General features: G+C 58.2%; 11 protein-coding genes. 7 read left to right on the forward strand and 4 right to left on the reverse strand.

From position 1 onward, the window contains the following. The first annotated feature begins 140 nt into the window (after window positions 1-140). Window positions 141-848, forward strand: coding sequence for an SDR family NAD(P)-dependent oxidoreductase (locus J4F42_01180; GenBank protein ID MCE2484096.1), 708 nt, complete (start codon window positions 141-143; stop codon window positions 846-848). A gap of 12 nt (window positions 849-860) precedes the next feature. On the opposite strand, the gene J4F42_01185 is transcribed toward J4F42_01180, so the two are convergent. Next, the gene (locus J4F42_01185) at window positions 861-1,634 is read right to left on the reverse strand and encodes an SDR family oxidoreductase (GenBank protein MCE2484097.1); all 774 of its coding nucleotides are present in this window, start codon (window positions 1,632-1,634) and stop codon (window positions 861-863) included. 190 nt (window positions 1,635-1,824) lie between these two features. Here J4F42_01185 and J4F42_01190 point away from each other — a divergent pair, with 190 nt between their 5' ends. From J4F42_01190 to J4F42_01210, 5 genes are all read left to right on the forward strand, one after another. Next, window positions 1,825-2,691, forward strand: coding sequence for an SDR family NAD(P)-dependent oxidoreductase (locus tag J4F42_01190; GenBank protein ID MCE2484098.1), 867 nt, complete (start codon window positions 1,825-1,827; stop codon window positions 2,689-2,691). Between the two features lie 14 nt (window positions 2,692-2,705). Continuing rightward, window positions 2,706-6,878, forward strand: a complete 4,173-nt coding sequence (gene pglW / locus J4F42_01195) for a BREX system serine/threonine kinase PglW (protein ID MCE2484099.1) — start codon at window positions 2,706-2,708, stop codon at window positions 6,876-6,878. Window positions 6,879-6,889: 11 nt separating this feature from the next. After that, window positions 6,890-8,005, forward strand: coding sequence for a BREX-2 system adenine-specific DNA-methyltransferase PglX (pglX, locus tag J4F42_01200; protein MCE2484100.1), 1,116 nt, complete (start codon window positions 6,890-6,892; stop codon window positions 8,003-8,005). 2,505 nt (window positions 8,006-10,510) lie between these two features. Then, window positions 10,511-11,098 (forward strand): zeta toxin family protein, encoded by a 588-nt coding sequence (locus tag J4F42_01205; protein ID MCE2484101.1) that lies wholly within the window; start codon window positions 10,511-10,513, stop codon window positions 11,096-11,098. Beyond that, window positions 11,095-11,292 carry a hypothetical protein gene (locus tag J4F42_01210; protein ID MCE2484102.1) on the forward strand — a complete coding sequence of 66 codons (198 nt, stop codon included), beginning with the start codon at window positions 11,095-11,097 and terminating at the stop codon, window positions 11,290-11,292. Before J4F42_01205 ends, J4F42_01210 begins: the two co-directional genes overlap by 4 nt. Before the next feature lie 28 nt (window positions 11,293-11,320). On the opposite strand, the gene J4F42_01215 is transcribed toward J4F42_01210, so the two are convergent. Genes J4F42_01215 through J4F42_01225 form a run of 3 tightly spaced genes read right to left on the reverse strand, consistent with a single transcriptional unit; the run spans window position 11,321 to window position 12,273 of the window. Next, window positions 11,321-11,620 carry a HigA family addiction module antidote protein gene (locus J4F42_01215; GenBank protein MCE2484103.1) on the reverse strand — a complete coding sequence of 100 codons (300 nt, stop codon included), beginning with the start codon at window positions 11,618-11,620 and terminating at the stop codon, window positions 11,321-11,323. 12 nt (window positions 11,621-11,632) lie between these two features. Continuing rightward, complete coding sequence (locus J4F42_01220; GenBank protein ID MCE2484104.1) at window positions 11,633-11,911, reverse strand: type II toxin-antitoxin system RelE/ParE family toxin; 279 nt, start codon at window positions 11,909-11,911, stop codon at window positions 11,633-11,635. Then, complete coding sequence (locus J4F42_01225) at window positions 11,908-12,273, reverse strand: hypothetical protein (protein ID MCE2484105.1); 366 nt, start codon at window positions 12,271-12,273, stop codon at window positions 11,908-11,910. The genes J4F42_01220 and J4F42_01225 overlap by 4 nt, the downstream gene beginning before the upstream one ends. On the opposite strand from J4F42_01225, the gene J4F42_01230 reads away from it, so the two are divergent. Continuing rightward, on the forward strand, window positions 12,259-15,117 hold the full coding sequence (locus J4F42_01230) for a hypothetical protein (GenBank protein ID MCE2484106.1): 2,859 nt from the start codon (window positions 12,259-12,261) through the stop codon (window positions 15,115-15,117). The two genes, J4F42_01225 and J4F42_01230, sit on opposite strands and share 15 nt — an antisense overlap. The last annotated feature ends 57 nt before the right edge of the window (window positions 15,118-15,174 follow it).

Below are 15,174 nucleotides of genomic sequence, written 5' to 3' on the forward strand. Positions count from 1 at the left end.
CTATGTTTCCCTCCTTGCCCGTGTGGGCTGACATATACGATAAGAGGAGGGAAAAATCAAAACTCACATGGCAAAACGCCAATGGCAAAACCGAGAACAGTCACAAATCACACTCCGGTGTGCAGTCAGGAGGAAGACGTATGAGTGAGCGTATCGCAGTCGTTGCCGGTGTTGGAGCGGGTATTGGAGCGCGCTTTGTTGAGACTTTTGCCCAGGAGGGCTATCGGGTGGCCGCCCTGGCCCGCAACCAGCAGTCGCTGGACCGGATTCGGGACGGGCTCGGCAGTCTGGCCGAGCAGTGTGTGTTCTGGGCGACCGATATTACCGACCGTGACCAGGTCGCGGCGACCTTTGAGCGGGTGCGGAGCGAGCTTGGGCCGGTCAGCCTGCTGATCGCCAACGCCAGCGCGGCCAAACGCGGCTCGTTTCTGGACCTGAGCCCGGACGAGTTCGAGAACCACTTGCGTGGCTGTACCTTCGGGCCGTTTCTGTGTGTCAAGCAGGCGATTCCCGACATGCTGGCCAACGGCGGCGGGACGGTGGTGTATATTGGCGCAACCAGTTCGGTCAAGGGCTATGCCAAGTCATCCGGCTTTGCGCCGGGCAAGTTTGCCCTGCGCGCCCTGGCTCAGTGCAACGCCCGGGAGTTCGGGCCCCAGGGCATTCATGTCTTCCACGTGATTATCGACGGCGGGATAGACAGTGTGCCGCTGGGCGAGGACCGGGCCTGCCGACCCGGCATGCTGGATGCGCGGTCCATCGCCCGGGTCGTGGCCCAGGCCGTGGCCCAGCCGCGCGATACCTGGATGCAGGAGTTTGACATCCGGCCGGCTGAAGAGAGCTTTTAGTCAGCCCATGTTTCAGCCCATGTTCTTGACCGTGCCGCCGTCAATGTCATACGCCGCCCCGGTAATGAAGCTGGAGCGTTCCGAGGCCAGAAAGGTGACCAGGCTGGCGATTTCCTCGGGCCGGCCGAAGCGGCCGAGGGGAATATTGGCGGCGGCAAAGTCGTTGATCATGGCGTCCGGGTCGTCGGGATTGAAGGTGGTGGCCAGCCCCTCCCACAGCGGGGTGCGAACCGGTCCGGGACACACGGCGTTGACCAGGATGTTGTCCTTGGCCAGCTCGTCGGCCAGGGTCTTGGTCAGGCTGATGACGGCCGCCTTGGTGGTGTTGTAGTCGATCAGGCCGGCGCTGGGCTGTTTGCCGAAGACCGACGAAATGTTGATGATCCGGCCCCAGCGCTGTTGGCGCATGGCCGGCAGGGCCAGCCGCGAGCAGCGGATGACGCTGAACAGGTTGACATCGAGATTGTCCTGCCACTCGTCGTCGGACAGATCGAGCGCCTGGCTGAGGTGGTACCAGCCGGCGTTGTTGATCAGGATATCAACCTTGCCGAAACGCTCCTGGGTTTTTTCAAACAGAGTATTGATATCGGCCGCCTTGCTCACATCGGCCTGGACCGCCAGGGCCTGAGGGCCGAGTTTGGCGGCGGTTTGCTCCAGCTGCTCGGCGCCCCGGGCGCAGATCGCCACCTGCGCGCCCTCCTGAACCAGAGACTCGGCCATTGCCTGGCCGAGGCCGTAGCTGGCTCCGGTAATGATCGCCACCCGTCCTGTCAGACCAAGATCCATGCTGTGTCCTCCTGTGGTGCTCTGTCTGGTGGGAAGGCGTCTCGCCTTCCGTCGTCAGCTTGGGGTGTGCTGTAGCACGACGGCCAAAAGAAGCAAGAGAAACACTCGCCCCTGCCTGGGGGTCGTTTTCCCCTCCAGCCATCACTGCTACCCTGTGGCGCGAGTCCATCACCTAGAGAGAGGAACACGTATGAAGGAATTTGCTGATCGAGTTGCCGTTGTCACCGGAGCCGCCAGCGGGATTGGTCGAGCCCTGGCCGGGCGCTTTGCCGCCGCACAGATGAAAGTCGTGCTGGCCGATGTCGAGGCCGAGGCGCTGCGGGCTGCCGAGCACGAGCTGAAGGCGCAGGGCGCGCAGGCTCTGGGTGTCGTGACCGATGTGTCCAAGGCCGACCAGGTCGAAAGCCTGGCCCGGCGCGCCGTGGACGCCTTTGGCGGCGTGCATATTGTGTGCAACAACGCGGGCGTTGGCGCGGGCGGTATCACTTGGAGTCATCCGCTCAAGGATTGGGAATGGGTGATGGGCGTCAACCTGTGGGGTGTGATTCACGGCGTGCGGACCTTCGTGCCCATCATGCTGGAGCAGGGCACCGACGGCCATATCGTCAATACGGCTTCCATGGCCGGGCTGGTGTCGGGGCCGTTCATGAGCATCTACGATGTGACCAAACACGGGGTGGTGACCCTGTCCGAGTCGCTCCACTACGAACTCATGATGCAGGCTGCACCGGTCAAGGTGTCGGTTCTGTGCCCGGGCTTTGTCAGGACCAACATCCTCGACTCCGAGCGCAACCGGCCGTCCGAGTTGCAGACCCCCGAGCAGGAGCTGGACGAAGCCGGCCAAGCCATGGGCCAGACCTTCCGGCAGTTTATCGAGCAGGGCATGCCGCCGGCCGAGCTGGCCGAAAAGGTCTTTGCCGCCGTCCAGGACGAAAAGTTCTACATCCTGCCCCACCCGGAACTGCTGGAGACGGTGCGTTTGCGCATGGAAGACATTCTGGAGCAGCGCAACCCGACGCTGGCCATGCCGGGCTTTTTCGGCGCGTCCGGGAGCTGATAACGAATACGGCAATGGACGAGGCAAAAAACTGGACTACCATCGCCGAATCGCGCTTTCCGTGGGAACGTGAAGCGCTGGAGTTCGTGCGCCAGCGGTTTCCCTCCCATGAGCCGTATCGAGCTTGGTCAAACTTTGAGTTCATTGCCGACGACGGCAGTATCAATGAAGTTGATTTGCTTGTCTTCTCGCCACAGGGCTTTTTTCTGATTGAGATCAAGAGCCGCCCGGGCCGTTTATCCGGTGACGCCGGGACCTGGATCTGGGAGACCGACAATAGGCGATTGACAACTGATAATCCATTGATCGCGGCCAACACCAAAGCCAAAAAGCTTGCCGCGCTGTTGCAGCGCCAGAAAGTCAGCAGGAAAAAGGGACGCTTACCCTATCTCGAAACCTTGGTGTTCTGCTCCGCGCCCGAGCTTCAATGCGGGTTGCAGGGCACGGCACGCTACCACGTCTGTCTGCGTGACCGAGACAAAGAGGCCGGTAGGCCAGACCGGCCCGGTATCATGGCCGCAATCCGGGGGCGTAAATGTCCGGGTCTTGATCGTCAGCCCAGAGGCACCCACGATAGGCCGACCGCAAAGACCGTTAGCCAAGCGCTTGAGCAGGCTGGCATTCGGCCCTCGCAGCGCCAGCGGCGGGTCGGTGACTATATCCTGGATGAGATTGTCGCAGACGGACCGGGCTATCAAGACTGGCGGGCAAGTCATGCCCAAATCCCTGAGACGCAGCGCTGGGTACGACTGTATCAGGTGCGGGCTGAGGCGTCGGAAGAGGATCGGCAGAAAATCGAGCGGGCGGCCAAACGGGAGTTTCAACTCCTTGAGATGCTCCAGCATCCAGGCATTCTGCGTACGCACGGTTTCACTCCGCACGAACTCGGCCCCGCCATTATTTTTGAGTACGATGCGTCGTCGGTCCGACTCGACCATTACCTCGCGGCACCCCGAGAGGCGCTAAGTCTTGATCTGGCCTTGGATCTGGCTCGCCAAATAGCCGAAGCGGTTCGTTTTGCCCACGAAAAGAAAGTCATCCACCGTGGGCTAAGCCCACAAAGTATTTTCGTGATCGCACCGAACTCTGCTCAGCCACGGATCAAGATACTTAATTGGCAGGTCGGCTCTCGGCTCGGCAGCAGTTCAGCTGACGTTTCACGAGAGATAACACCAACATCGCATATTGACCGCTTCGTCGAAGATGCCCGGATGGCGTATCTGGCGCCAGAAGCACTCACAGATGAGGCGACTATTGGCGAGTACATGGATGTCTTCTCGCTTGGTGCGATTGCCTACCATCTGTTCTCAGGGGTTGCCCCGGCCGCCAGCAGCCTTGAGCTGCACGAAAAACTGCGGGAAACCAAAGGACTTCAGATCAGCTCTGTCCTCAATGGCGCCAGCGAAGAACTCCAGATTCTCATTCAGTACAGCACCCATCCCGAGGTCATGGAGCGTATCGACTCAGCGGCCGACTTTTTGGCCTATCTGGAGGCGGTCGAAGATGACCTCACCACCCCTGCCGACGACGCCATTGATGATCCCAATCGAGCCCAAAAAGGAGACCGCCTTGCCGGGAACTTCACCGTCCTCAAGCGTCTCGGTCAGAGAGCGTCTTCCGTCGCTTTGCTTGTCGAACGTGATAGCCAAGAGTTTGTCCTCAAACTTGCCAGCGACCCCGAGCATAATACTCGTCTCCGGGATGAGGCCGAGGTGCTGCAAAAACTGCGTCACCCTCACCTCGTTGAGTACGCCGAGGTGCTCGAATTGGGCGACCGCGTCGCGATTCTGCTCCGACCAGTGCTCGCCGACCGGGAAACGCGTCGGGTCGAAACCCTCGGCGAGCGGCTCCGTAAGGAGGGGCGGCTGTCAATAGACCTCCTCCAGCGGTTTGGTGAAGATCTCCTTGGGGTTGTGAATTTTTTGGAGGAACAGGGGATTTCGCACCGCGACATCAAGCCCGACAATATCGCCGTTGGTAATGTCGGCAGCGGCTCCCGCCTGCATCTGGTGCTGTTCGATTTTTCGCTCTCTCGCGCCCCCGCCGACAATATCCGAGCCGGTACGACGAGCTATCTCGATCCGCTCCTGCCGCTGCGCAAACCACCCCGCTGGGATCTGCACGCGGAGCGTTACGCCGCAGCCATGACACTGCATGAACTGGCCACCGGCACGCTGCCCCAGTGGGGGGACGGCAAGACCGATCCTTCGCTTCTTGACTGTGAGATTACGCTCGATGCCGAACTGTTTGACTCCAGTCTGCGAGATGGCCTAACCGCGTTCTTCCAAGCGGCCTTTCGTCGTAACCCGGCCGAGCGGTTTGATAACGCTGAGGACATGCTGCGGACCTGGCGGCAGGCTTTTGAAGGGGTGGAGCAGTCCCAGTTGGTCGCTGATCTTGACGACGAAGAAACGCTCCGTCAGCGCCTCGCTGGAGTGGCGCCCGATACCCGCATCTCAGAGCTTGCTTTGGGAACCCTCGCCAGCAACGTCCTTGATCGGGAAAACATCCTGACTGTCGAAGACCTGTTGAGCGTTCCTTTGCGTAAGTTGCAGCGACTGCGGGGCGTCGGCAATAAGACCCGACGCGATATTGCGACGCTTATCAAAATCCTCCGCGAACAGCCCGACAGCCCGTCGATTGCCGACAGTCTGGACAGCCTGGCAGACGAGCCGGTGCCCCCTACAGCGCCGATTGAGTATGGCTTGCTGAGCGTGGATCTATTGGCTCGCCGCATCACCAGTGGCGGAACACGGGATGACGAGACAAGCCGGCGGTCCGTGCGAGCCCTGCTGGGCCTCGATTCTCAGTTAGGCGACGCGTGGCCGAGTCAGTCTGACGTTGGGCGACATCTGAAGATGTCGCGAGCACAGGTTGGGCAACGGCTCGGCAAATTCTTCATACGCTGGTCTAAAGAGCCCGCGCTGACCAAGCTGCGGAGCGATATGGTAGACATACTGACTCATGCCGGCGGAGTGATGGTTGTCACCGAACTGGCCGAGGCGCTGCTGCTGGCCCGTGGTTCCTCTCGGGACGAACCGCTGCGCACCCAGCTTGCGCTGGCAGTGGCACGCTCGGGTATCGAAGCTGAGCAGACAAAAAAAGCGCCACGGTTTGCCGTGCGACGCGACCCCGAGCGCGTGCTGGTGGCAGTCAGCCAAGAGTTGGCCGCGTATGCCAGCCGTCTCGGCAATCAGGCAGATTCACTTGCTAAGGAGGACCCGCTCGTTTCTCCGGCTTGGGTCTTGGAGCGACTCCGGAAGATTCAGCCTCCGACCGGGGCTCCGACCTTGTCTGATTCTCGCCTCGTGCAGCTGGCGGCGGCGGCTTCGCGGCACGCAGCGGTATCCAGCCGTCAGGAGTTATACCCGCGCGGAATGGATGCCGCGCGAGCGCTCAAGCTGTCGCAAGGCGCCTTGTATGTCGGCAAGCTTAGCGTGCAGGAGCTGCATGCCCGGGTGCAGAGCCGGTATCCAGAGGCGGCAAAGCTGCTTGACCGCCCAGAGCTGGACGCCGTGCTGCGCGATGCAGGATTACATTTTGAGTGGAAGGCGACAGAGAAGAAGTATGTCAGTCGCTCGTTTGAGGCAGTTTCTGTTTCTGGAACGAGCGACTCGTTTTCCGGGTCGGTGGTCGAGGGAGGAGAGGTGACTCCCGAACAGGCCGATGCGCGGCGGTTTGAGGAACGCCTGAGGCGAGGGGCGCAGGAAGGATCGTTTTTGGCCTTAGTGGTCAATCCGAAGCGTTATGAATCGGCGGGGCGAGCGTTGTCAGAACGGTTTCCGGTTGAGTTGGTGGATTTTGAGGGGATGTTTATTGAGGCGCTCCGACACAAGGCGGACGAGGCGAAGGTGGATTGGGAGCTGGTGCTACAGGCTGATGCAAGACCGTACCAGGGAGATTGGGACTCTTTAACGAGGTTGGTCGAGTATCGAGCAATGCCGCTGGTTGAGGAGCGGTTAATGCGGGCGGAGAAAACGGTCCTGATGATGTATGCCGGCTTATTGGCGCGCTACGATCAGATGGCAGTGCTGGAACGGCTGCGGGAGTCGGTCGGGAGACCCGGGGGCATACCGGGGCTGTGGTTGCTGTTGGCGGGAGATCAGCAGGCAATGCTGGAGGGGAGGGCGGTTCCGCTGTTGAGTCCGGGCCAACGGGTGCGGGTGCCGGACCTGTGGCTGCGATAGGAGTTCTATTCATGTCTCTCCTCACAGACCTCCAAGCCCGGCTTCGTACCCTTGAAGCCGACCTCCTGGAACGCAGCGACTCCGACGCCATCCCGGAAGTCCGCCAGACCCTTTACTCAGAATACCGAAAAGCCCAAGAGGCCGAACGCACCGCCCAGATCTACGAGACGTGGCGCGAAGACTACATCACCCAGGTCGCTGCCGCCTGGGTTCTCAGCTGCGTCTTCGCCCGTTTCCTGGAAGACAACCGGCTCATCGATCCCATCCCACCCACCATCTCCGGCCCGGGAGAGCGCCTCGTCCGCGCCCGAGACGAACACGAGCTGTACTTTCGTACCCATCCAACCGAGACAGACCGGGAGTACCTGCTCCACACCTTCCGCAGCCTGTCTGCCTTGCCGGGCGCGAGTGACATCTTCGGTCAGCACAACCCGGTCCACGAACTTCCCAACTGGTTGAGTGGCGACGCGGCGGGACAGCTGCTGAGATTCTTTCAGCGCATTGACGCCGAGACGGGCGCTTTAGTCCACGACTTCACCGACCCGGACTGGGCCACCCGCTTCTTGGGCGACCTGTATCAAGACCTGTCCGAAGCCGCCCGCAAGAAGTACGCCCTTTTGCAAACCCCGAAGTTTGTCGAAGAGTTCATTCTCGACCGGACCTTAGAGCCGGCTCTGGAGGAATTTGGGCTGCAAGACTTCCGTATGATTGACCCGGCCTGCGGCAGTGGTCATTTTCTGCTGGGCAGTTTCGGCCGTTTGCTCGACCGCTGGCAGCGCCAGGAGCCGGGCACGAACGTGCGGGTATTGGCACAGCGGGCCTTGGATAGCGTGTGTGGCGTAGACGTGAACCCGTATGCCGCCGCAATCGCCCGCTTTCGCTTACTGCTGGCGGCGATGAAAGAGTCCGGGATTAAGCGGATGGCTGACGCCGGCGTTTCGGATTCATGTGGCGTGTGGGGATTCGTTGATTCATGGTGTACCGGGTGGCGATCAGCTGGGGATGGGCTGGCACGCACTCGATCATGTGTATCAGAACGAAGATCGGGAAGAGCTGTATCGGATTCTGAAGCCGGGGCATTATCATGCGGTGGTGGCGAACCCGCCATATATCACGGTGAAGGATAGGGCGTTGAACAATGCGTATCGGGAACGCCACTCTTCCTGCCACCGCCAGTATTCCCTCTCCGTTCCATTTATGCAGAGAATATTCAGCCTTGCCGTCAGTGGTGGATTCACTGGTCAAATTACGGCTAATTCGTTTATGAAGCGGGAGTTTGGTAAGAAGCTGATCGAAAAGTTTTTGCCTACGATTGATCTGACTCACGTTATTGATACATCGGGAGCATATATCCCTGGGCATGGGACCCCAACGATTATTCTCTTTGGACGTAACAGACGTTCTAGGGGAGCAACGGTTCGCACCGCGATGGGGATTAAGGGAGAACCGACTACGCCGACCGATCCCTCACAAGGATTGGTCTGGACAGCTATCCTAAATCAAATTCATCATCCTAACTCGGAAAGCGATTACATCAGTGTCCGAGATGCAGACCTCCTATCCTTCACTCACCATCCCTGGACTCTCAGCGGAGGTGGTGCGACAGACTTAAAAGATTTTCTTGATCAGGAATCGAATCAGACGCTTTCCGAATGTATCGGGATAATTGGGTTTGTCTGCATGACCCGGGCCGATGATGTCTATTTTGCGAAAGAGGGCGACTTTCTCAGACGCGGAATCGAGAAAAAAAATACGGTATTTAATGTGGAAGGTGATCGCGTCCGCGACTGGGCCATCACAGACCCCAATGCAACTCTTTTCCCTTACAACTCTGAATTGCAACCAATAGTCGAGTTCTCAGAGGCGCCTGTTATACGTTTCCTTTGGCCTCATCGTACTCATTTGTGGCTCCGACGAGAGCCCAATGGTAACCATCGAGAGATAGGGCTCACGTGGTATGAGTGGAGCCGATTCCAGCGCGAACGCTTTCGCACCCCTCTCTCCATCGCCTTTGCCTTCGTTTCGACCCATAATCACTTCGTCCTTGATCGTGGCGGGAAGGTCTTCAACCGCTCAGCGCCGATCATCAAGTTGCCCAGCGATGCCACCGAGGATGATCATCTTGCTCTGCTCGGTCTGCTCAATAGCTCTACGGCGTGCTTTTGGATGAAGCAGGTGCTCCACGATAAAGGAAACGGAGGAATAGGTGGGGGAATCGCAAATGAAGAATGGGAACGCTTTTTCGAATATACCTCCGGGGGCTTAGCCAAGTTTCCAGTACCCAAACGGAAACCAGAAGAACTGCCTAATTTTCTCAACTCCTTGACAGAGGAGTATAAACAGAGCCGACCAGATTCCATAACGAGAGGTAGCACGGCTTCCATCCTAGCCTTAGCGGTTGATGATGCTCCCTTCAGGTCTATCTTACATCGAATGATTGCTCTCCAAGAAGAACTCGACTGGCAATGCTACCGCCTGTACCAGCTTCTGGACACCGATCTCACCTACGACAAGGAACCGCCGCCTATCCAACTCGGCCAGCGCGCATTCGAGATCGTCATGGCCCGCAAGATGGCAGCGGGCGAACTGGAGACGAGTTGGTTTGAGCGGCACGGCTCAACACCGATCACCGAGATTCCTGCCGAGTGGCCGGACGACTATAAACGCCTTGTTGAGCGTCGAATCGAGCTGATTCAGACCGACCGCAACATTGGCCTGATCGAACAACCCGAATACAAACGCCGCTGGAACACCGAAGCGTGGGAATCGCAACTGGAACGGGCGCTCCGCAACTGGCTCCTCGACCGCCTTGAAAGCAACTTTGACTTTGACGGACGCATGAATGATGAAGGCAAGGCAACTGCCAAGTTCGATGACACTCTGGTCTCACTGAACCAGCTCGCCGATGCGGCCCGGCAAGACGCGGATTTTATGAGAGTGGCGGAGCTGTACCGCAACGATCCGGCTTTTGACGTGCTGAAGCTCGTCGGCGACTTGGTGGAGGCCGAGAGCGTGCCGCTGCTGCCAGTGCTACGCTACAAGGCCGGCGGGCGACGCAAACGGGCCGAGTGGGAACGGACGTGGGAGCTACAGAGAGAGGAAGATAGGCTCGCGTCAAAGCGGGAAGAGACGAAAGAAGACAGACCTCTTGGCGACTCGGCGGCTACGCCTGATATCCCCGTTCCACCCAGATACGCCGGAAAGGATTTCGCCACTACTACCTACTGGCGCCTGCGCGGCAAACTCGATGTGCCCAAAGAACGCTGGGTCAGCTTTCCCCATTGCGAAGGTGCTGACGGGACACTGATGATCGCCTGGGCTGGCTACGATCACCTCCAGCTCGCCCTCGCTATCAGCGCCCACTACGTCAATGTCCAAGACCGTCTCGGTGGCCGCGATGACCCCCGCCTCATCCCCCTGCTCGGCTGTTTGATCGAACTCCTGCCCTGGCTCAAACAGTGGCACAACGACGTAAGCCCCGAATTTGGCACGCCGATGGGTACCTACTTCGATAACTTCGTCCAAGATGAAGCCCGCCAGATGGGTAAAACTCTGGACGAAATCAAAGCCTGGCAAGCACCGAAGAAGACTACTCGCCGCCGTAAGAAGGTAACGGCGTAGCCATTCAGACTATGTCGGATTTCTCCCCAAACGTTGTCATTGTCGCCGGACCGAACGGTAGTGGTAAATCAACCGCTGCTCCAAGCCTGCTACGCGATTACCTGGGTCTGACCGAATTTGTCAACGCCGATGTCATCGCACGGGGTTTGTCAGGTTTTCAGGCTGAAGCGGTCGCCATACGAGCCGGTCGTATCATGCAGGCTCGCTTGCGAGAACTGGCATCGCAGCGGAGAGACTTTGCCTTTGAAACAACGCTGGCTTCGCGTAGCTTTGCCTCTTGGTTGCGGGAGCTGCGTGATTCAGGTTATCGCGCGCATCTGCTTTTCCTGTGGCTCTCGTCACCTGAACTGGCCATCTCGCGGGTAGCCGCTCGGGTTCAACAGGGCGGCCACCACGTGCAGGAAGAAATAGTCAGAAGACGCTATCAGCGCGGCCTGCAAAATTTTTTCAAGCTCTACCGGCCTATTGTGGACTCGTGGGTGTTGTTCGACAATGGATCAGAACAAGGACGCCAGCAGATTGCCTCATATATCGGCGGTGAGGAACTACTCATTTCCAACGTAAGACTCTGGGACACTATCCGAGGACAATACGCATGATCCGAAAAGACCAAAATCAAAACGACGTAATTACCGAACGCTTTCGAGATATTGCCAAGCTCGAAGCCGTCCTGATCGAAGCGGGTCGTCGAGCCATACAGGAGCACGCCCGAGCAGGCAGAAAGGTGCCGTTCTGGAAAGATGGGCGGGTGGTATGGAAGAGGCCGGAAATCGACCCCTTGGAGTCTGAGTGAAGGGAAGGGGATGAGATGCCTTTGTCTGCTAAGCCGACGACCCCATCTCGGCGAACACCCGCACCTGTGACAAATCCGCTCTTTGCTCAGCCTGCCACAAGTCGTAGCGCTGCTGCATCGTGAGCCAGGTTTGCCGAGACGTGCCAAACGCCTTCTCCAAACGTAGCGCCATGTCTGGTGTGATGGCCGTATGGCCGTTAATGATGTTTGACAGAGATTGACGGGTCACACACAAGCCTTTTGCCGCTTCCGTCACTGTCAAGCCCAAAGGGCCAAGGTATAGGGTTTTGAGCACTGTGCCCGGATGTTCAGGATCATGCATCGGCATAAGAAAGGCTCCCTAATGATAATCTATATAGTCCACATCAAAGGCATCGCCAGCCACGAACCGGAAGATAACACGCCAATTCCCGCTGACCCGCACGGCATAGAAGCCTTTACGGTTTCCTCGGAGAGGGTGAAAGTCTGAGCCAGGATAGTTCAAATCCTCTGCTCTGACAGCCGCGTCAAGCAAAGTGAGAATTGATCGCAAACGAGACACATGCTCTGGGTTCAAACGTGAAGCATCTTTCTGCTTATAGAGCCGCCGTAATCCCCGGTGGCGTATGTTCCGAATCATGGAGAAGACCCAGAGTAAAGCGTCAATTGACGATTGTCAATGCGTTCGGTATTTTCGCCTGCTGAACGTGGCATACAGCGGACAAGAGTCCAACAAAGGCAGCATCCCCCATGACACTCATCAAAGACCTGATCACTATCCCAGATCGCGTACAACAGGGCGATTTCGTCCTCCGGCTGGCCGAAGGCGTCAATCGGGCGGAAGAGACGCTGGGCGAGTATGTCGTCACACCCGAGCTGGCGGACTGTTTCGATAATGCGCTGAGCTTTATTCGCAGCGCCCTGCAAGACAATACCAGCAAGGCCAGCTATCTGCACGGCAGCTTCGGGAGTGGAAAAAGCCACTTCATGGCCGTGCTGCACCTGATTTTGCAGGGGAACACCACGGCCCGGAGTATCCCTGAACTCGCTCCAGCCATCCGCAAACACAATGAGTGGATTGGCGGCAAAAAGTTTTTGCTCGTGCCCTACCATATGATCGGCGCCAGGGATATGGAGGCAGGTATCCTCGGTGGCTATGCTGACTTCGTGGGGCGTACACATCCTGAAGCCCCTATTCCCGGCGTCTATTTGGCGCAGGGGTTGTTTCGGGATGCTGAAAACCTTCGCCAGAAAATGGGTGATGGACCCTTTTTTGAGAAACTCAACGAAGGGACAGGCAGTGCAGGGGGATGGGGCGATCTTGCGGCAGGCTGGGACCGGACGCGGTTTGAGAATGCTAGTGTCGCTCAGCCCGGCTCAGAAGAACGCTCGCTCCTCATCGGCGCCCTGGTCGAGACCCTCTTCAGTTCCTACACTAGCCAAGCCGCTAGCCAGCAGGAAGCCTTGGTCCCGCTTGACACCGGTCTGTCCGTGCTCAGTCAACACGCCGCAAGCCTGGGCTACGATGGACTCATTCTGTTCCTGGATGAACTCATTCTATGGCTCGCCAGCCACGCTACTGATCTGAAGTTCGTGCATCAAGAAGGCCAGAAGCTGGCTAAGCTGGTCGAAGCTCAAACGTCTGACCGCCCCGTGCCTATCATCAGTTTTGTGGCTCGACAGAGAGACCTGAGTGAGCTGATCGGCGACGCCGTGCCGGGCGCAGAACGACTCAACTTCAGCGATGCACTCGGACACTGGGAGGGACGTTTTCATCGCATCACCCTGGAAGACCGCAATCTTCCGGCTATCGCTGAAAAGCGTATTCTCAAATGCAAAACTGCCGCTGCGCGCCAAGAGCTGGGTGCCAGCTTTGAGCAGACCAAAAAGATCCGCGAGGCGGTCATGAATACGCTGCTCACCAGCGAGGGCGACCGAGCCATGTTCCGCAAGGTGTATCCGTTCAGCCCGGCTCTGGTGCAGACCTTGATTGCTGTTTCGAGTGTCCTCCAGCGCGAGCGCACGGCGCTGAAAGTGATGATGCAGCTCTTGGTCGAGCAACGCGAGACGCTTCAACTCGGCGATATCATTCCAGTCGGAGACCTGTTTGATATCATCGCCAACAGTGATGAGGCGTTTAGCCAGGAAATGGCGATTCATTTCGATAACGCCAAACGGCTGTACCACCAAAAGCTGCGACCCCTGTTGGAAAAAGAACACGGTCAGGTGGAAACGCTGGATCAACTCGCCGAGGACGATCCCAAACGTATAGCCTTTCGCAACGATGACCGGCTGATAAAGACGCTCCTGCTGGCCGCTTTGGTGCCCGAAGTCGAGTCGCTCCGTGCGCTGAATGCGGAGCGTCTGGCAGCCTTGAACCACGGCACGATCAAGTCGCCGATCCCTGGCCGTGAAGGCCAGATGGTTCTGGGTAAATGTCGTGGCTGGGCGGCCCGCGTTGGTGAGCTTCGGGTCGGCGAAGAAACCAACCCAACGATCACCGTCCAGCTGTCCGGGGTGGATACCGAGACCATCATTGAGCAAGCCCAGATCGAAGATACCCAGGGCAACCGTATCCGCCTTGTCCGAGAGATGATCTTTGAACAACTGCGCATTGAGGGAGAAGACGAATTTGAACACTCTCGCACTTTTCTGTGGAGGAACACCAAGCGCTCGTGCGCTGTCTTGTTCAGGAATATTCGTGACCTTCCCGATACTTCCCTGGAAAACAGCGCTGCGCGTTGGAAGCTGATTATAGATTTTCCCTTTGATGAAACCGGACGTGGGGCGCGGGACGATACGAGCAAGATTCAGTCCTTTCTGGAATCGCACCCTGATGGGGCGAAAACCGTGTGTTGGGTACCAGCCTTTTTCAGTGCTGAGGCGCAAAAAGATTTAGGCACGCTGGTGATTCTAGAGCACGTGCTGACTGGAGAACGCTTTACCCAGTACGCCACTCAGCTTTCGCCCCAAGACCGTCAGACCGCCAAGTCTCTGCTCGAAAACCAGCGCAGCGTTCTTCGCCAGCGGGTCCACAATCACCTTGATGCGGCGTATGGCCTGGAGTCACATTCCGTTGGCTCACTCGATCAGACGCAGGAACTCGAATTGAGCGAACGCTTTGTCTCGCTCCAGCCGGGTTTGAGTCTGCAACCTCCAGTCGCGGCCGATCTCAGCGGAGCAATGGACTCGCTGCTGGATCAGGCTCTTGCCTATCAGTTTCCTGACGCACCGCAGTTTGGGGTGGAGGTGAAGGCTAACAGCTTGAAGAAGGTCTACGAGCAGGTGGAAAAAGCCACTCGGGCTGCCGATGGCCGGTTGCCCATTGAAAAACCTGTCCGTCCGCTGCTGCGGGCGATTGCCAATCCCTTGCAGCTGGGCGAAATGGGGGCGGACGCGACCCACTTTGTCCTCGGCCAGCACTGGAAGACCCATTTCACCAAGAAAGCGGCAGAGGCTGGCGGCGGGCTGAGTGTGAGCCAGCTACGTAGCTGGATTGATGAGCCACAGCCCAAGGGGCTGCCCCGCGAGGTCGCAAACATACTCGTTTTGCTCTTCGCCGACCAGACCAACCGTTCCTTCTTTCTGGACGGGGCGCCGTATAAGAAGCCGACACTGACTGACCTGCCGGATCAGCTGGAACTGCGGGAACAGGCGCTGCCGAATGAAAGGGACTGGAAAACCGCAGTCCAGCGGGCGGAGAGCATTTTTGGGGAGGGTAGCTCCCTGTTGCGCAATGCGAGCAGTGTGGCGAATCTGTCTGAGAGTGTCCACGTGAGTGCTGAAAAAGCTCGAACGGCCTGTCAACATTATTCTCAACAGCTACTAGGGCGTGTCATCAGTTAGGGAGAAGCCGTGAGAATTGCCTACCCTGATGAGCTATACTGTTCGCGGTAGCCAAAG

It is taken from the genome of Desulfurellaceae bacterium, from assembly GCA_021296095.1.
GTDB lineage: Bacteria > Desulfobacterota > Binatia > Bin18 > Bin18 > JAAXHF01.